The 18356-nt window shown below is 63.4% G+C and carries 14 protein-coding genes, 2 tRNA genes and 2 pseudogenes; 9 read left to right on the top strand and 9 right to left on the bottom strand.

The annotated features are described in order from the left end of the window. Together Tam10B_RS00090 and Tam10B_RS00085 are read left to right on the top strand one after the other, a co-directional pair. Nucleotides 1–220, top strand: a pseudogene (locus Tam10B_RS00090) (IS256-like element ISBibr1 family transposase); the annotation flags it as partial. Nucleotides 221–260: 40 nt separating this feature from the next. Next, nucleotides 261–509, top strand: a pseudogene (locus Tam10B_RS00085) (IS256 family transposase); the annotation flags it as partial. 110 nt (nucleotides 510–619) lie between these two features. On the opposite strand, the gene Tam10B_RS00080 reads toward Tam10B_RS00085, so the two are convergent. From Tam10B_RS00080 to tgt, 3 genes are all read right to left on the bottom strand, one after another. Beyond that, nucleotides 620–702, bottom strand: a tRNA-Leu gene (locus tag Tam10B_RS00080). Between the two features lie 286 nt (nucleotides 703–988). Beyond that, nucleotides 989–1768, bottom strand: coding sequence for a nitroreductase family protein (locus Tam10B_RS00075; RefSeq protein ID WP_093959254.1), 780 nt, complete (start codon nucleotides 1766–1768; stop codon nucleotides 989–991). 50 nt (nucleotides 1769–1818) lie between these two features. Beyond that, the gene (gene tgt / locus Tam10B_RS00070) at nucleotides 1819–3147 is read right to left on the bottom strand and encodes a tRNA guanosine(34) transglycosylase Tgt (RefSeq protein WP_093959253.1); all 1329 of its coding nucleotides are present in this window, start codon (nucleotides 3145–3147) and stop codon (nucleotides 1819–1821) included. Nucleotides 3148–3423: 276 nt separating this feature from the next. Between tgt and Tam10B_RS00065 the strand changes: the two genes are divergently transcribed. Both Tam10B_RS00065 and Tam10B_RS00060 read left to right on the top strand, forming a co-directional pair. Further along, a complete protein-coding gene (locus tag Tam10B_RS00065) occupies nucleotides 3424–5343 on the top strand; it encodes a S1C family serine protease (protein WP_093959252.1) in 1920 nt (639 codons plus the stop codon). 374 nt (nucleotides 5344–5717) lie between these two features. Further along, complete coding sequence (locus tag Tam10B_RS00060) at nucleotides 5718–8162, top strand: HAD-IC family P-type ATPase (protein WP_198947481.1); 2445 nt, start codon at nucleotides 5718–5720, stop codon at nucleotides 8160–8162. A 313-nt stretch (nucleotides 8163–8475) separates the two neighbouring features. Here Tam10B_RS00060 and Tam10B_RS00055 read toward each other — a convergent pair whose 3' ends face one another. Then, complete coding sequence (locus Tam10B_RS00055) at nucleotides 8476–9471, bottom strand: asparaginase (protein WP_093959251.1); 996 nt, start codon at nucleotides 9469–9471, stop codon at nucleotides 8476–8478. A gap of 27 nt (nucleotides 9472–9498) precedes the next feature. Next, nucleotides 9499–11010 carry an amino acid permease gene (locus Tam10B_RS00050; RefSeq protein WP_233133506.1) on the bottom strand — a complete coding sequence of 504 codons (1512 nt, stop codon included), beginning with the start codon at nucleotides 11008–11010 and terminating at the stop codon, nucleotides 9499–9501. Between the two features lie 269 nt (nucleotides 11011–11279). Between Tam10B_RS00050 and Tam10B_RS00045 the strand changes: the two genes are divergently transcribed. The 5 genes from Tam10B_RS00045 to Tam10B_RS00025 all read left to right on the top strand — a co-directional run bounded on the left by Tam10B_RS00045 (nucleotide 11280) and on the right by Tam10B_RS00025 (nucleotide 16497). Then, on the top strand, nucleotides 11280–12734 hold the full coding sequence (locus Tam10B_RS00045; protein ID WP_093959250.1) for an FAD-dependent oxidoreductase: 1455 nt from the start codon (nucleotides 11280–11282) through the stop codon (nucleotides 12732–12734). Between the two features lie 119 nt (nucleotides 12735–12853). Beyond that, nucleotides 12854–13849, top strand: a complete 996-nt coding sequence (locus tag Tam10B_RS00040) for a LysR family transcriptional regulator (protein WP_093959249.1) — start codon at nucleotides 12854–12856, stop codon at nucleotides 13847–13849. Nucleotides 13850–13965: 116 nt separating this feature from the next. Then, entirely contained in the window at nucleotides 13966–15228 is a 1263-nt protein-coding gene (locus tag Tam10B_RS00035; protein ID WP_093959255.1) for a MalY/PatB family protein, read from the top strand. 166 nt (nucleotides 15229–15394) lie between these two features. Next, nucleotides 15395–16324, top strand: coding sequence for a zinc metalloprotease HtpX (gene htpX / locus Tam10B_RS00030; protein ID WP_093959248.1), 930 nt, complete (start codon nucleotides 15395–15397; stop codon nucleotides 16322–16324). A gap of 102 nt (nucleotides 16325–16426) precedes the next feature. Then, a tRNA-Gly gene (locus Tam10B_RS00025) sits at nucleotides 16427–16497 on the top strand. Between the two features lie 169 nt (nucleotides 16498–16666). Here the strand turns inward: Tam10B_RS00025 and Tam10B_RS00020 are convergent. The 4 genes from Tam10B_RS00020 to Tam10B_RS13105 all read right to left on the bottom strand — a co-directional run. Next, on the bottom strand, nucleotides 16667–17344 hold the full coding sequence (locus Tam10B_RS00020; RefSeq protein WP_093959247.1) for a DUF4417 domain-containing protein: 678 nt from the start codon (nucleotides 17342–17344) through the stop codon (nucleotides 16667–16669). After that, a complete protein-coding gene (locus Tam10B_RS00015) occupies nucleotides 17341–17727 on the bottom strand; it encodes a hypothetical protein (protein ID WP_093959246.1) in 387 nt (128 codons plus the stop codon). Before Tam10B_RS00015 ends, Tam10B_RS00020 begins: the two co-directional genes overlap by 4 nt. 12 nt (nucleotides 17728–17739) lie before the next feature. Next, nucleotides 17740–18090 (bottom strand): hypothetical protein, encoded by a 351-nt coding sequence (locus Tam10B_RS00010; RefSeq protein WP_143248482.1) that lies wholly within the window; start codon nucleotides 18088–18090, stop codon nucleotides 17740–17742. Nucleotides 18091–18095: 5 nt separating this feature from the next. Further along, a partial coding sequence (locus Tam10B_RS13105) for a hypothetical protein (protein WP_093959244.1) occupies nucleotides 18096–18356 on the bottom strand: 261 nt, incomplete at its 5' end.

Genomic DNA, 18356 nt, shown 5'->3' with positions numbered 1-18356 from the left:
CGGACTGCCCGAGGAGCACATGAGACGCGCCTGCGAATGGGTGTGCTACATGAAAAGCGGTTCCCCGGATCCCAAATCGCTGATCAGGCCCGAACACTGGAAACCCCTGCGCCGGGCGGCACGACCGGATGACAGCGGCGACGACGGATCTCCGCAATACGGCACAGGCGTCGACTGGAACGAGTTCCACACCCACACCGAATGGAACCAAACCGACTAGAAACCGAAGGCTAAAGCAACACTTTTGTTCCTATAGGCCGGGATTGAGGCTGATCAGGCAGCTGAAGGCGATCTGCTGGTGGTGCCACCAGCACACCGAGCATCCCGAGACGGACGCGTGGCTCGCGGCCAACGCCATCACCGACCAACAGCTCGAGGACCTCTACAAGAGAGCATGGGAGCAAAGCCCCCAAGGCCTATACGAGACCTTCGGCATCCCCATGAGATACGGCACCGGCATCGACTGGAACGACTTCCACACCCGCGTCGAATGGCAGTCAAACGACTAGACCACCAGACACACAATTTGGCCTATAACCCCGATGGCGTGCTTTTGGGGCGCCAAATACCCGAATACGAGAAAACCCCGAACCGTTTTCACGATCCGGGGTTTTATTCGTGCGAGCGGGGGGAGTTGAACCCCCACGAGCATACACTCACTGCCACCTGAAGACAGCGCGTCTACCATTCCGCCACGCTCGCAGACAAGTGATTAATCTAGCATCACCTTTCCGGATTGTGCAAATCGGCGTGTCTTCGGCGTGTCGCGCCATGGGCGGATGGTTCGGATTCGCGGTCTTCGAGCGTGGGCCGCGAGTTTTGTGGTCTTTCTGAACCCGCCGGGCGATATGAGATCGAATGCGGTCCCGCAAACGGCTTGATTGCAGGTGCACCACTTGCCGGCACTTTGGAGAAAACCACAAAACTCGCATCTCGCTGGCTCGGGGAGACCATACGCTGTGAGATGCGCCGACTGGCGGAGGCGGCGCTAACGCCAGTTCACGGTGTGGTCGGAGGCGGCTTCGAAGTGGTAGATGGCGCAGCCCAAGCCCACGTGGGCGAACAGGCCCTCGGTCGCACGGGCGCTGACGGTACCGTCGGCGTGCAGCGTGAAGTGGAACGGCTGCTGGCTGAGCGACGTGGGGGCCAGCATCGCCGCTTCCATACCGGTGCGGAACCAATCGGGCATCGGGGAGCCGTCCTCCACCGTGCACAGGTCCTCGATCGGCTTGCTGCGGTGCTTGCCGCCGGGGCGCGCACCATGACCGAACGCCAGCACCCATACGATCTTTTCGCCGGGCTCCAGCGTCCACCACGGGTCCGTGGCGCTCATCGCGTCGTCGAGCACGGCCCACGACGTGGCCAGACCAAGCTGCGTGGCCTTCAGCGCCAAACGCTCGCCGTAGTAGCCCACGGTTTGCTGCAGTGCGATCTCGCCGGGATCGGTCGCGGCGGTGTCCTCCGAGCCTTCCTTCGTCCATCCCGAGTTCGTGGGGCCGCCGTCGGCCGCTTCGGAGCCCTCAGTGCGCACGCCTGCCGCCGAGCCGATAAGCGCGATCGCATTATGCACGCCCTTGAAGCGTCCGTAATGCGTTTTCAGACCAAGAAACGCGTCATCCAAGCCGGTCGCCATCTGAATGTGCAGACCGCTTTCGGCGTTGCACGTGCCGATCTCCGACTGCAGCGCGGCGATTGCATCGTCGGCGACCGGTTCGTCGGTGTACATGCGGATGGCGTGACGTGTCTCCATCGCTTCGAACAGATCCATGATCTTCCTCTTGTCGTGGTGATTGATGTGGGTGGTGTGGCTGGGGCCTCTCAGCCGCGGGAGCCGTTGGCGTAGAAGCGGGCGAGCGTCTCCTTCTTGTACTCGTCGAAGTATCCGCCGGTGATCGACTCGCGGATCTCGTCGAGCAGACGCACAAAGAAGCGTTCGTTGTGGATCGTGGCCAGCGTGCAGCCACTCATCTCGCGCGCCTTGAGCAGGTGATGCAGGTATGCGCGCGAATAATGCGTGCAGGTGTAGCAGTCGCAGCCCTCCTCGAGCGGACCGAAGTCGTGCTTGAGCGCGGTGCGGAGCACGTTCCAGCGGCCGTCGCGCGTGTAGATCGCGCCGTTGCGCGCCGTACGGGCGGGGGCCACGCAGTCGAACGTGTCGCCGCCGTTCTCCACGCCGGCGAAGATGTCGTCCACCGCGGCGATGCCGAGCACGTGGCGCGGGCGCAGTTCCGGCATCTCGTCGCAGATCCACGCGCACGTGTTGCCGAGCAGTCGCTTTTCGATCGCGCCGCCGATGCCCACGCCGTCGAAGTCGAGCGAGGCGATCTGCTGGGCCGCGTGCCTGCGCAGATCCTCGTAGTTGGCGCCCTGCACCACGCCGAACAGCGCCTGATACGGCTTGCCGAGTCGTGCTTCGGTGAGACGCTTGTGCTCGGCCACGCAGCGCTGTGCCCAGCGGTACGTGCGCTCCACAGACTCCTCCTGATAGCGGCGCGTGTTCATCAGCGTGGTGAGCTCGTCGAACGCGAACATGATGTCGGCACCGATCTTGTGCTGGATGCCCATGGAGATCTCGGCGGAGAAGCGATGCAGGTCGCCGTTGAGCGGGGACTTGAACGTCACGCCGTCCTCATCCACGAACGCGAGTCGTTCCTTGCCCTCCGCGATCACGTCGTCGGACTTGAGTCCCTTGACGTCCATGGCGAGCGTCTTCTTGAATCCCGCACCGAGCGAGAGCACCTGGAATCCGCCGGAATCGGTGAAGGTGGGGCCATGCCAGTTCATGAACTTGGCGAGTCCGCCGGCCTCGTCGAGAATGTCCTCGCCGGGGCGCTCGAACAGGTGGAACGCGTTGGCGAGCGTGCACTGGGCTCCGAGTTCCTTGAGCTGTTCGGGCAGCATGGCCTTCATGGTGGCCTGCGTGGCCACGGGCACGAACGCGGGGGTCTGGATGTCGCCGTGCGGAGTGTGGATCACGCCGCTGCGCCCGTGGCGGAATCCGTCGCGTCCGAGTCCGTCTGCGGTGGGCTCGAGTCGTCGGGTGATTTCAAAGCTGAATGCGCTACGGTCACCGGGCTTGCCGGGTTCGGCTCCGCGCGGGTGCTCCACGAGATCGATGGGGGTCTGGGTTGCGTCAACGTCTGTCATGACTACCACTCTAAACGACCTGTGATGACATGACGAGGGGGGGCCGGGAGGCGGTCCGTTCGTCTGACGTCTGTTCGGTGTCCGCTTGTTGGACATCCGATCTGTGGGATCGGCGGGCGATAGACGGCAAGAAAGCAGAGGATTCGATTGCAGCTTTCAAATAACGTTCAGGAAATATCCAGACGCGGAGCCTTAACTCTTAGGTAGTTCAAGAACGTATGCGCAGACATGTATGGCACATGCCCGCGCGAGACCTCGAGAAAGCAAGGAGCAGTAATGGCTGACACGAACAACGGTTCCACCCCGTGGGGTCAGCGGCCTGAGAACGAGCCGTGGCCTTCAGTGAACGACGACACCGTAATCAACGATCCCGAACATTCCAAGACCGGCGAATCCGCGGATTCCAATGAGCGCCCGACCGAGGCGATCAATCCCGTGGCCGCCCGCGACGAACAGGCCACGCAGGTGCAGACGCCGGTCCAGCCCGCGGCCCCGGCACAGCAGCCGGCCGCCCAGCCGCAGAGCCCCCAGGCCCAGCCGCAGCAGTCGCTGCCGCTGTATGGCGCGTACGCCCCGCAGGGCGCACCGCAGCAGTACGGCAACCAGCACTCGCAGTACAACGCGCCGCAGCAGCCGACGCCGCAGTACCCGCAGAACGCAGGCCAGAACACCCCGAACCAGCAGCAGCCGGAGTACGGCCAGTACCGTCCTGCGCCGGAGTTCGGCGCCTATGGCCCGGTTCCTCCGCAGAACCAGCCCGACGCCAACGCTCAGCAGCCGAACGCCGATAACGGCAATAACGCCAATGGAGGCAACGGCGTACCTCCGCGCGGCGGCTCTCCGTTCAACCCGTTCCGTGCCCCGCAGGGGCCGGGCAACAACGCCGGCCCCGGCCAGGGACAGGACGGCCAGAATGGTGGCGCCAAGCCGAACGGCGTGATCTCTCACGTCGTCACCGGTGCGGTGGCAGCCGTCGTGGCCGCGGCGCTGAGCCTGAGCGTGGGCTTCGTCGCCATCTCCAACGGCTGGGTGTCCAGCCCCACTTCGTCGTCGCTGAGCTCGGTGAGCAACTCCTCCGGCTCCGGCACCGCCAAGGCCGAATCCGGCGAGGCCGTCGACTGGACCGCCGTCGCCAAGAAGGTGGCCGGCTCCGTAGTGGCCATTCAGACCACGATTCAGTCCGGCGGCCAGACCGGCGTGGCCAAGGGCTCGGGCGCGATCATCTCCAAGGACGGCGACATCGTCACCAACAACCACGTGGTGTCCGGTGCCACGCAGATCCAGGTGACCCTGTCCGATGGCTCGCTGTACGAGGCCGACGTGGTCGGCACCGACGTGACCACCGATCTTGCGGTCATCAAGCTGAAGAACGCTCCGAGCGACCTGACCGTCGCCGAGTTCGCCGACTCCGACAACCTCGCCGTGGGCGAGAACGTGATGGCCATCGGCAATCCGCTCGGCTACGAGAACACCGCCACCACGGGCATCGTCTCCGCGCTGAACCGTCCGGTCACCGTGATGGACGACGAGAACAACGAGATCGTGACCAACGCCGTGCAGATCGACGCGGCCATCAACCCCGGTAACTCCGGTGGTCCGACGTTCAACGCGGCCGGTCAGATCATCGGCATCAACTCGTCGATCGCCACGTCGTCGTCCAGCTCCAGCTCGTCCAGCTCCAGCGGCTCGATCGGCATCGGCTTCGCCATCCCGGCGAATCTGGTCAAGCGCGTGACCAGCGAGATCACCAGCAGCGGCTCCGTGAAGCACGTGGCCCTCGGCGTTACCGTGAAGACCGACACCGCCACCGCGGATGGCACCACCCGCGCCGGCAGCGCCGTGCAGAGCGTGGTCTCCGGCGGCCCGGCCGATAAGGCCGGCGTGAAGCAGGGCGACGTGATCGTGGGCTACAACGGCAAGACCGTGGGCTCCAACGCCTCGCTGCTTGGCTTCGTGCGCGCCACCGCGCTCAACGACACGGTGAAGCTCACCGTGGTGCGCGACGGCAAGACCATCGAGCTCAGCGTCACCATGGATCAGGAGGAAAGCGCCGTGAACGGCTCCAACCGCTCCGAATCCAGCAATGGCAACAGCGGCAACAGCCAGAACAACAATGGCAACAATGGCGACAGCGGCAGCAACGGTGACAGCGGCAGCGGCGACAGCAACAACGATCCGTTCAACTTCGGTTGGTGATCGGCTGACTGTGCGGATCGCCGACCGTGGCTGATTGAGCGGCTGCGTCGTTCACCTCATCAGTCAGCCTGGCGGCTGACAGCTTCCCCTCAAGGGGAAGCCAGGGCCTCGGACCTTAGGGTTCGAGGCCCTTTTCTATTTGCCGCGTTTCGGCTCCCCTCAGTCGGCCCATCAGGAGCCAGACGTGACCGTCGTCCATGCGACATGACACGATCAAGGCGATAACTGAATATCTGTTTTCTTTACGCCGTGTATCACAGGCGTCGATCGTGGGAATCGCGGATCGGCCAACGCTTGGGATGGGTTAACAAGGCGTGAAACCACGCCGATTTTCGATACCGTTGTCGGCCCGTGCACAAGTGTAAGGAGAAACGATGAGTCGCATCATCGCTTTATGCAGACGAGTGCCTTTGCTGCCCGTCGTCATTCTGTCCGTCATCCCCGTGGCGCTGCTGTGGGACAGCCGTCCGTGGAATCATCCGTTCTGGTTCGTCGATCCGAGCATCGGCCAGTGGATCGTCATCGTCCTCGTCGTCTACACCGTGATCGACACGTTGCGTGGCATGATCGACGACATCCGCCACGGCCATGTGGGCGTGGACGTGCTCGCCGTGGTCGCGATCCTTTCCACGCTCGCCGTGCAGGAGTACTGGGCGAGCTGGGCCGTGGTGCTCATGATCGCGTCGGGCGAGGCCATCGAGGAATACGCGCAGGCCAAGGCGGAGAACAATCTCACGGCGCTCATGGACGCGGCACCGCAGACCGCGCATGTGATGAACCTGTCTGGCATGGGTGGGGCCGATGCGCGCCGCGATCGTGACGTGAATGCCGACCCTGTGGGTGCGGACCGCACCGACGCCGACCATCATTGGAACACCGTGCCCGTCGACCGCGTGCGCCCCGGCGACGTGCTGCAGGTGCTGCCCGGCGAGACCGTGCCCGTCGACGGTGAGCTGCTCAGCGGATCCGCTACGCTCGACCTGTCGAACATCAACGGCGAACCCGTGCCGCGCGAGGTGTTCGCCGGCGCCCGCGTGATGTCCGGCGCGGTCAACGGCTCCACCACGCTCACCATGCGCGCCACCGAACTATCGCGCGATTCGCAGTATCAGCGCATCCTGGAACTCGTGCGGTCGGCGCAGAACTCGCGCGCCGCCGTGGTCAAGACCGCCGACCTGATGGCCGTGCCGTTCACCGTGATCTCGTTCATCATCGCGTGCACCGCGTGGATCGTGTCCGGCGTGCCCACGCGATTCGCGCAGGTGCTCGTGCTCGCCACGCCCTGCCCGCTGCTCATCGCCGCGCCCGTCGCGTACATGGCCGGCACGGGTCGGCTCGCCAAGGCCGGCATTCTCATCAAGGCGCAGGACGTGCTCGAGAACTTGGGTCGCGTCTCGCACATCTTCTTCGACAAGACCGGCACACTCACCGTGAAGAAGCCGCAGGTCGTGCGCGTAGACATGCCCATCGGCGTGGTGGCCGCGGACGCCGCGCTCGCTGTGCACAACCCGAACAGGTCTGGGGATAACTCCGCCGCGCCCGCCGCTCGACCCGCGCTCGACGAGGACCACATCCTCATGCTCGCCGGCGTGGTGGAAGGCTACTCCGTACACATCCTCGCCAAGGGAATCGCCGCCGCGGGAACCGACGCCGTCGAACGTCTCCACGCGCGGTACGACGCCGGGCAGCGGCTGTGCCCCGAAAACGGCACGCCCGGTCATGGCCGCGCCTATCCGGTGGTGCGAGGCATCGTAGAGGACGCAGGGAACGGCATCTCCGGCGAGGTCAACGGGCACACGGTACGCGTGGGACGATTCGCGTACGCCACCGCCGGTATGACCGCCAGGGGAGCGGTCGTCTCACAGCTCGCCGGATTCCGCGGAACCGCCGTCGAGAACGCAGCTGCGGTGGGCGTCGGAACACCTACGACAGTGCGGACCGTGGACTCCGTCGAATCGGGTGCGTCCGGCACCGACGGTTTCCGCAACGGATCGCACAGCGGGTCCCACGATGGATTCCGCTCCACCAGCGGCTTCCGCATGACCGCGTCCGCCCGCACGTTGCACGCTGATCGTGTGGCACAAACCAACCGAGCCCGTAGCCGCGCCGTGCGCGACGCGATCTTCCCCGCCGATCACTTCGCCGCGCTCGCCCCCGACGAGATGGCCACCTACGTGGCGGTGGACGGACGTCTCGTGGCGCGTATCGTACTGCGTGACGTGCCACGCGCGAACACGCGCGAATCGTTGGAACGACTGCGTTCCCTGGGTGTGGATCGTCTGTCGATGATCACCGGTGACAAGATCGCGTCGGCGCGGACCATCGCGAGCGAGGTCGGCATCGACGATGTGAAGGCCGAGCTGTTCCCCGAAGGCAAGGTGCAGGCCGTGAAGGACGCCACGCGCGAACGGCCGAACGCACAGCCGTGGTGGGATCGTATGCTGCAGAGGTTCGTGGGCGAATCCACCACGAAATCCGTGACGATGATGGTGGGCGACGGCGTGAACGACGCACCCGTGCTCGCCGCGGCCGATATCGGCATGGCGATCACCGACGGCACGAGCACCGCCGCGAGCGAATCGGCGCAGGTGGTGATCATGAACGACGACATCGCCGCCGTGCCGTCCGCCATAGCGATCGCACGCCGCACCAAGCGCGTGATGCTGCAGGCCGTGACGATCGGCCTCGGATTGGCGCTGGTGTGCATGATCGCCGCCGCGTTCAACCTGATCCCGGTGGTGATCGGCGCGTTCATGCAGGAGGCGATCGACGTGGTTAGCATCCTGTGGGCGCTCACCGCCCTCATCGATCGGGAATAGGCGTCGTTGCGGATGACGGAGTGCGGCGGGTTTGTCGCACACGCGTAACAAACCTGTACGGGGACATCGTTTCGCTGCTTGTTTGACGTACGCGTGCGACGAATAAGCAGCGGGGACGCCATTACGGTGCGTATCCGACGTACGCATGTGTCAAACAAGCACTGTGGGGGCCTTTCCGAGGTCTATCCGACGCATCGATGCGTCAAACAAGCACCGTGGAGACGAGTACGGGGTGTGTTCGACGTACGTATGCGTCGAACACACCCCGATCAATCAGCTCACTGGGTGGAGTAGCCGATCCAGTGAACCCCGCTCACACCGTGATCTCGCCGGCGATGGATCGGGGGATCCACGCGGCCAGATCGCTGCCGGTCAGGCCCTGCGAGAGCAGGAACACGATCTTCGCGTACGCGGCCTCGAGCGTCATGTCGCCCGTGCCGATTGCGCCAGCTCGTGCGATCGCGTCGCCCGCCTCGTAATGGCCGAGCAGCACGGTCGCCTGCTGGCACTGCGACGCCACCACCACAGGCACGCCCTCCTCGAGCACGCCGGCGAGCACGTCGGTCAGACCCGGCTCGGTGCACGGCACGTTGCCCACGCCGTACGCGCGGATCAGCACCGCCTCGGGACGCGGCGTGAGCATGGCCTCGAGACGCGCGGCGGTAATGCCCGGCGCCATGTCGATCACGGCGACGTCGTGCCGCGTGTACGGCAGCGGATCGTACCAGCCCTCGCCGCGGCTCTCGTACGACTCCCAGTGCCAGGGCGCGCCCGTCTGGGCGAGCAGTCCGGCCGACGGCGCGTCGAAGCCCTCGAACGCCCACGACGACACCTTGCTTACGCGATTGCCGGCGATCAGATGATGGCCGAAGAACAGCGAGACGCCATGCGCACGACCGCTGACCACCGCGTTGAGCGCGCCGGTCACGTTGGCCGTGGCGTCGGTCTCGACCATGCCGAGCGGATACTGCGATCCGGTGAACACGATCGGCTTGCCGAACCCGGTGAGCGCGTACGAGACGGCGGCCGACGAATAGCTCATCGTGTCGGTACCGTGCAGCACCACGAATGCGTCGGCGTCGTTGCGATGCGCGCGCAGATCGTTGATGATCGCCTGCCAGCTTTCCGGCGTGGCGCACGACGAGTCGATCAGCGGATCGAGTTCCGTGTACGACACCTGATCGGGACTGATCTGCGTGCCGTCGAGCAGTCCGTGCAGCCAGCCGAGCATGTCGGCGCCGGGAGCCAGACCGTGCGGCGAGTCGACCATGCCGATCGTGCCGCCCGTGTACGTGATATGGATACGCATGACGTACTCCTTACTCCTGCTCGGTGACTACTTCGCGGCGGATTCGTCGGCGTCCACGGCGTCGGCGTCGAGCATCTCGTCCATCAGATTGCCGTCGATGCGTCCGCGCACGTAGTACCAGCCGATGATCATGGCGATCACGACGACCACGAACAGGGCGAGCGTCCAACGGCCGGACGCGCTCGTCAGGTTGGAGATCACGACAATGGCGAAGAACAGCAGCGACACGTAGTTCGTGTACGGGGCGCCCGGCATGCGGTACTCGGGACGGGTCTCCTCGCCGGCCTTGACCTTCTTGAGGAACGCCAGATGCGTCACGAGGATCGACGCCCACGTGCCGGCGATGCCGATGCCGGCCAGGTTCATGATGATGTCGAACGCGTCGGACGGCAGCACAGCGTTGAGCACCACGCCGATCAGGCCCAGCGCGGACGTGATGATGATGCCACCGTACGGGATGTGATGCTTGTTCATGCGCGCGGCGAACTTCGGTCCGGAACCGGCGATGGCCATCGAGCGCAGCGTACGGCCGGTGGCGTACAGGCCGGCGTTCAGCGACGACAGCGCGGCGGTGAGCACGACCACCTGGATCACGTCGCCCGCGTGCGGGATGCCGATGCCGGAGAAGAACGTGACGAACGGCGACTCGTTCGACGAGTACGCGGTGTACGGCAGCACGAGCGCCATCAGGATCACGGAACCCACGTAGAACACGAAGATGCGGATGATCATCGAGTTGATGGCCTTGGGCAGTACTTCCTTGGCCTCCTTGGCCTCACCGGCCGCGACGCCCACCATCTCGGTGCCGCCGAACGCGAACACCACGCCCAGCGTCAGGGCGAACACGGGCGCGATGCCCATCGGGAAGAAGCCGCCGTGCTCGGTGATGTTGGCGATGCCGGCGTGCGTGTCGCCCACCGGAGCGCCGGTGACGATCGCCCAGATGGCGATGACCATGAACGCGATGATCGTGAACACCTTGATCGCGGCGAACCAGAACTCGGCCTCGCCGAACATCTTCACGCTCATCATGTTGAGCACGAACACAAGGGCCAGCGCGCCCAGCGCGAGCAGCCACTGCGGCACGTCGGCGAACGCCTTCCAGTAGTGGAAGTACACGGCCACGGCGGTGATGTCGGCCATCACGGTGGTGGACCAGTCGAGGAAGAACATCCAGCCGGTCACGTACGCGCCCTTCTCGCCCAGGAACTCACGGGCGTAGGAGACGAACGCACCCGACGACGGACGGCGGATCGCCAGCTCGCCCAGCGCGCGCACCATCAGGAACGCGAAGATGCCGCAGATCGCGTATGCGATGGTCAGGCCGGCGCCGCCCTGTGCCAGACGGCCGCCCGCGCCCAGGAACAGGCCGGTGCCGATCGAGCCGCCGATGGCGATCATCTGGATGTGGCGGGGCTTGAGCTCCTTCGCGTAACCGGCGTCGCTCTTGTCCTGCGTGACGGTGCGGGACTGGGTCGTCTCGCCGCCGCTTCCGGAGACAGGTTCGGCCGCCTCCGTCTTCTCGGTCTTCTCACTCATAATGATTTGTCCTTCTTGTTCTTTTCGATTAGCGTTTCGGCGATCTTCCGATATCGGAGCGCCGATGCGCGTCAATCGATGCACGTCATGCGCTCTCTGCATGGCGCGATACGTGGCGCGCGTAATCGGTGAACATGATATGACGCTTAATGGTCAACCGGGTGAACACGCGCGAATCATGACGGACCTGCATCGAAACCGTGCAGACCGCGACGGAAAGCCGTTTTCCCCTCTGTTCCGTAGGGCGGAAATGCGTTACCCTGTAATGCGTGACTGACAATACGAACACCAATGAACTTCGCATCGCCGTGATCGGCTCCGGTCCGGCCGGCGTGTACTCCTCCGATATCCTGCTCAAGCAGCTCGCCAAGCGCAGCGAGGAACTGGGCCTGCCCGCCACCGCGCGCATCGACCTGTTCGAGAAGCTGCCCGTGCCGTTCGGCCTGGTCCGTTACGGCGTGGCCCCCGACCACCCCTCCATCAAGTTCATCGCCGGCGCGCTCGAGAAGACGCTCGACAATCCGAACATCCACCTGTACTGCGACGTCGAGTTCGGCAAGGACGTGACGCTCGACGAACTGCTCGAGCGTTACGACGCCGTGCTGTTCGCCACCGGTGCCGTCAAGGACAAGCCGCTCGGTCTGCCCGGCTCCGATCTGGACGGCGTGTACGGCGCCGCCAAGTTCGTCGAATGGTACGATGGCTACCCCACGGGCGCCCGTGAATGGCCGCTCGAGGCCGAGAACGTGGCCGTGATCGGCGGCGGCAACGTGGCCATGGACGTGGCGCGCGAGCTCATGCGCAACGCCGATGATCTCAAGGCCAAGACCGACATCCCCGACAACGTGTACGAGGGCATCCAGAAGAACAAGGCCAAGGTGCTGCACCTGTTCATCCGCCGCGGCGTGGCCCAGGCCAAGTTCAGCGTGCAGGAGCTGCGCGAGATGGAGAAGCTGCCCGGCGTGCAGCTGATCATCAACGAGGACGACTTCGATCTGGACGACGAGACCATCGAGGTGGCCGGCAAGGACAAGCTCGCCCGTCAGATGGTCGAGGAGCTGTTCACCATCCGCGAGATGGCCGAGGACATGGAGGACGACGGCGACGTCGACTACGAGGGCAACCCCGCCGACCGCAAGTACTACCTGCACTTCAACTCCGCCCCCACCGAGATCCTCGGCGAGGACGGCAAGGTGAAGGCCATCCGCGTGGAGAAGACCGAGACCAGCGCCGACGGCAAGATGACCCGCCTGGGCGAGTTCGAGGACTACCCGGTCGAGGCCGTGTACCACGCCATCGGCTACAAGCCCGCCACCGCCCCCGGCATCGCCTACGACGAGAAGGGCGCGCACCTGGCCAACGCGAACGGCGACGGCCGCATCACCACCGAGGCCGACGGCGGCGAGGTGCGTCCGCGCCTGTACGCCACCGGTTGGGCCAAGCGCGGCCCGGTCGGCCTGATCGGCTCCACCAAGTCCGACGCGCTGATGATCGTGAACCACATGCTCGAGGACTTCTCCGCCGCTCCGGAACACGGCCTGTTCGCCGCCGACCGCAACCCCGAATCCATCGACGAGCTGCTCGCGTCCAAGGGCATCCGTCCGATCGACTTCGCCGGCTGGAAGAAGATCGACGCGTTCGAGCGCGCCGAGGGAGCCAAGGAAGGCCGCGAACACAAGAAGGTCATCGAGCCCGAGCAGATGCGCGCGCTCGCCCTCGACTAGAACCGGCCCCGCCGCTCCGATATTCCGATATTCCGTGTGATCACACGATATTCTGGGTGTGATCACGTGGTCGCACAGCGTGATCACGTGGTGTGTTCGCACTTGGAAAGTAGGACGGCATGGCTGAACTGAACCCGCAATCGCTCGTAACCCTCTGGCAGATCGAGCGTTGCGGGTCTTTTTCTGCCGCGGCGAAGGCGCTCGGCTGGAGTCAGCCCGCCATCAGCCAGCAGGTGAAGAAACTCGAATCACAGTGCGGCATGCAGCTCGTCACGCGTGCCGTGCGCGGCGTGGAACTCACGCCCGTGGGCGCCATGCTCGCCCGTCACGGCGAGGCGATCGCCGACTCACTCGCCCAGGCGCAGCTGCAGCTGAACGACTATCAGCGCGGCAGCTTCGCGCATCTACGCATCGTGGCGCCGCCGTCGATCTGCTCCACGATCGTGGCGAAGACCGTGGTCAAGATCAGCATGGCGAACGAAGCCGACGAATCCAACGATACCGACCGTCGCGATCGACTCGAGGTCAGCCTCGCGCAGATGGAACCGCCGCAGGCCGTGGAACAGGTCAGCAGCGGCGAGGCCGACGCGGCCATCATCTTCCGGTACGGCACGCTCCCGCACTTCCTGCAGATCGACGAATCGTTGAAATTCGAACCGCTCGGCATCGATCCGCTGCGACTGCTCGTACGCAGGGCCAGCGATATCGGCCGCGCCTACGAGAAGTCGCACGAAGCCGTGGACCTGACCGCAGCGCGCGGCGAACACTGGATCGCCGGCTGCGCCACCTGCCGCGCGAACCTGCTCAAGCTCGCCAGCCGCGCCGGATTCAAACCCGACATCCGCCACGCCACCGACGACTACTGGGCCACGCAGAACCTGGTCGAAATGGGCATGGGCGTCTCACTCGTCCCCACGCTCGACACGAAACTGCACCTGCAGAGCGATCTGGTGGCATGCCCGATCGCCGACGTGAACGCCAGCCGTCAGATCGGCATCCTCACGCGCGCGAACGATACGCGCGACTCGCTGCGACGACTGCGCGAGGAACTCACGCGCACCGCACGCGGATATCTCAAGGACCACGTGACGTACGAACAGCCCGCGCTGGGGTAGACGGCGGCCTCGCGAGCGCGGATAAGCGGATTGGGGAAGTGCATAACCGGTTGGGGGAGTGTAGGCCATGCCACGGCCGGCCGATCACATGCACAATGGTCGGCATGAGCATGGTGATGAATGACGACGTACTGATCGACGACTCCGAACGCGACAAGCGCAACGCGCACGGCAACCGCGGTTTCAGCGGATTCGACGCCGAGGTGATCGACCGACAGAGCATGGCCGATCTCGAGGCCGTCGGCTCCGACAAGTGGACCCGCTTCCCCGGCTGTATCGGCGCGTTCATCGCCGAAATGGACTTCGGACTCGCCCCCTGTGTGCAGCAGGCCGTCACCGACGCCACCGCACGCGGCTGCCTCGGCTACATCCCTGACCCGTGGAAGCATCGCGTGGCTGAATCCTGCGCACGCTGGCAGCGCGAACGCTACGGCTGGGACGTTGACCCCGCCTGCATCCGGCCCGTGCCTGACATCCTCGAGGCGCTTGAGGTGTTCCTGCGCGAGATCGTTGGCGCCGGCAACTCGATCGTCGTGCCCACGCCCGCCTACATGCCGTTCCTCAGCGTGCCGCGTCTCTACAACATCGACGTGATCGAAGTGCCCATGCTGCGCGTGAACGAACCCCGCCACTGCATCAACGGCTGGATGTTCGACTTCGACGGCCTCGAACGCGCCTTCGCATCCGGCTGCCGCGCGCTCATGCTGTGCAATCCGCACAACCCGATCGGCAAGGTGCTCACCCGCGACGAACTGCTGCGCATCTCCGCGCTCGCCGAACGCTACGACGTGCGCATTTTCAACGACGAGATCCACGCGCCGTTCACGTACGACGACCATGAGCACGTGCCGTTCGCCGCGCTCAACGAGACCACCGCGCGTCAGGCGTTCACCGCCACCAGCGCGTCGAAGTCGTTCAACATCGCCGGCACCAAGTGCGCGCAGGTGATCCTGACGAACCCCGACGATCTGGACATGTGGATGGACCGCGCCGAATGGTCGGAGCATCAGACCGCCACGATCGGCGCGATCGCCACCACGGCCGCGTACGAGCACGGTGGCGCGTGGTTCGATGACATGCGCGCCTACCTTGACGAATCCGTGGCGTACGTGAACGAGCAGATGCGTACGCGACTGCAGCGCGTGGGATACGTGCCGCCGCAGGGCACGTACATCGCGTGGCTCGACTTCTCTCCGCTGGGCATCGAGAATCCCGCCGACTACTTCTACAAGAACGCGCACGTGGCGCTCACCGACGGTCGTGAGTGCGGTGAGTGCGGCGCGGGATGCGTGCGCATGAACTTCGCCATGCCGCATCCGATGCTGCGCGAGTGTTTCGATCGTATGGTCGAGGTGCTTGAGGCGGACGGGCTGATGTGATGCGGGTTGGTGTGATGCGGGGTGTGATGCGGGCCGTGCCGTTCGCAGGGGCGTTTGCCATGCTGTCCATCGTGGCTGCGGCAAGTTCCGGCAGCCGCGCATGTTCGCACCCGGTTTCCCCCGAATCTTCAGCAAACATCCAGTCTGAATAATTACGTTGAGTCCCATGGACCGTGAAATTCATGTGCGTGGTCACTTCAACGGCCTGAAAACCACGCTCCTATTCGCGCTGATGTGGGCCATCATCATGCTGATATGGTGGCTCACCGGCGGTAGCCGAGGCACGCTTGGCCTATTCATATGCATAGGCCTGGCCACTACGTTCGTGTCCTACTGGTTCTCCGACAAGCTGGCCATCGCATCCATGCGCGCCCAGTGGGTGTCCGAGCAGGAGGCGCCGGGACTGTATCGCATTGTGCGTGAGCTCTCCGCGCGCGCCGGCAAGCCGATGCCTCGCATCTACATCGCGCCCACCATGAGCCCGAACGCGTTCGCCACCGGCCGTAACGAACGGCATGCGGCGGTCTGCTGCACGCAGGGCATTCTGCAGCTGCTCAACGAACGTGAGATCCGCGGCGTGCTCGGCCACGAACTCATGCACGTCTACAATCGCGATATTCTCACCGGCGCGATCGCGTCCGCCATGAGCACGGTGATCACGTATCTCGGGTATTCGCTGATGTATTTCGGCGGCAGCAGCGACGATGATCGTGAGAGCGGCGGCGGCAATGTGCTTGGACTGCTCGTGAGCATGATCCTTGCGCCGATCGGCGCGTCCCTGATCCAGATGGCCATCAGCCGCACGCGTGAGTTCGACGCGGACGAGGACGGTAGTCGTCTGACCGGCGACCCGGAGGCACTGGCGTCGGCCTTGAACAAGATCGAGTCCGGTGTGCAGATGGCGCCCATGGCGCAGACCGCCGGCACGCAGAGTGTTTCCGCGCTGATGATCGCGAATCCGTTCACCGCGGAGGGGCTGAGCCGTCTGTTCTCCACACACCCGCCGACCAGCGAGCGCATCGCCCGTCTGATGCAGATGAGCCGCGAGCTGCGCGCCGCCGGAGCGGTTCCCGGCCAGCGCATCTCCCTGCACTGAGCGGGGTCTACCCCTTGGGTGCTTCCAAATTCGGACGGCTGCCTTGGGGGTTCCGTGACGGCGTGCTAGACTGATTCCTCGCGCCCACAAGGCGCACCTTTCGCGGATGTAGTTCATCGGTAGAACGAGAGCTTCCCAAGCTCTAAAGGCGGGTTCGACTCCCGTCATCCGCTCAAACCGAAACCGTTGGGAAACCAACGGTTTCATGCGTTTTGAGCAGGGTGCAGACGGTCCCCATGGGGCACCGATGGGACAACCGACACCGATCACAGCAACCGAAAACAAAGAATTCCCGACACGGAAATAGACAATGAAAACTCGAAGAGCGAGAGGAAGTCTTTTCTACCGTCGATGTATGGTCTTGTTCTGCTTGTATAGCGCATGAGCATCGCGATACCAGCGATATGGGATACTCGCCGAATGTAGCTGCTGCGCCATGATCGGATCCCGTTTGCCATATAACACAACCTTGGACGGTTTGAGTGTATGGAGTTTGACCGCATAGGAGAGATCACCATCGGAGGTAAGCGCGCAGCCAAGCGTGCCGGAAGCAGCCATGACTCCCTCCGGTACACCAAGCAGACAGGATAATGTCGATGGCGAACCGATGCGTAGATTCTGAATGAGCTTGATTCCGTTGACTGCGAGCACCGTGTCGAATAATTGATTGAGCAGAATGGTTGCCCGCTGCCATTCAAGATCCATATCTAGGGTAACGGTTACGTCCGATCCAATCACTCCCATGAACGGGCGATATTCGTCAAGCTCGTTGAGTACGCGCTCCCAGCGAGGGTAGATGCGTTCGTCCGCGCAGTAGAAGCACAACGCGGTACGGGATGGATCGGTGACAAGTCGTGATTTGCGTTCCCGATACGTTACTACTTGGTCTGGCCACCGATCCAGATACCATTCGCTTTGCATAGAAGGGAAACCTTGGTCATCGAAATGCACGCCATGCTGTTTCAGGTATTGCTGATAGTTTTCAATTAGCCGTATGAGGTCTAGCGCCGTACTGATCATGCGGCCAATCCCAACTCTGGCGCTTTCATCAACTTCACCGAAACGTCCGGAACCATGTCTTCCAGCAGTTTCAAGGCCTGCTTCACACGATGTCGGAAGAACAGGCATGCCGTACTTCCCTGAAAGGTTGGGTTGAAGTCATAGATCACGGCGATGCCGGTGCTGCCTGTCAGCTTTGCGGATAGGGAGTCCGCTGCATGCTGCGAATCCACCGATAATAGTTCGGTCAGCGTAATATATCGATGCTTTCCTGCAAAGTCGAATAGGCAATCGGGATGTCCGGCTTCCAAATAGAGCGGATCATAGTCGATTGGTTCCAGAGAAAGACTGGATTCTGGCCGGTGATCCCAGAATAGGCCGATTAGTCGATAGGAGGTTTTCATTCGATTGTCTCCCTACAGTTCGATGACCATACCGGTGCCGTATTCGACCGCGCTGCGAGCGAAGTCATCAAGTTTACGATAGATTTCCGCCAAGCGTGGTGTGATCGGCTGTGTAAGACGAGCTTCTAGCCAGCCGGCCAGTAACCAGCACTGTTTGGCATCGAAGAAGTCCACATCGCCGTAGCCGAGCGTCGTATCACATACTCGGTTGACGTCATCCGTGAAATCCTCGTCCAGAAGGTCTCGGTCCGATTCGCGCATCTTGTACACTTCGACATGCCCATCGGGCTGCATTGGTCGGTTGGGAATGTTGCCATAATAAGATGTGACGTTATCGAAATCGTGGAACAGAGTCGCTTCCATGAAAATCACATATCCTTTCGCTTGCGAATCTTGAAATGTGTTTCTTTGTCGTTTTTGCTGACTTTCCCATCCAATGTGACAAAGCCGCCGGCATGTTTGTCAATGATGCGTAAATAGCCTGCGATCATGTCGGCAAGGACGATGTAGTCCTTGCCGACGTACTTGATCTTGTAGCCTTTCTTGCGCCCGATGGCTCCTGGGGTGAATTTATCGGTAATGTCATTGATGTTGACCGAGCGTTCGAGCCAATCATCGTTGTGCCGAGC

The organism is Bifidobacterium vansinderenii (assembly GCF_002234915.1).
GTDB classification, from domain to species: Bacteria; Actinomycetota; Actinomycetes; order Actinomycetales; family Bifidobacteriaceae; genus Galliscardovia; species Galliscardovia vansinderenii.
Note: the sequence above shows the minus strand (reverse complement) of the source record. Positions and strands in the feature narration are given on the sequence as shown.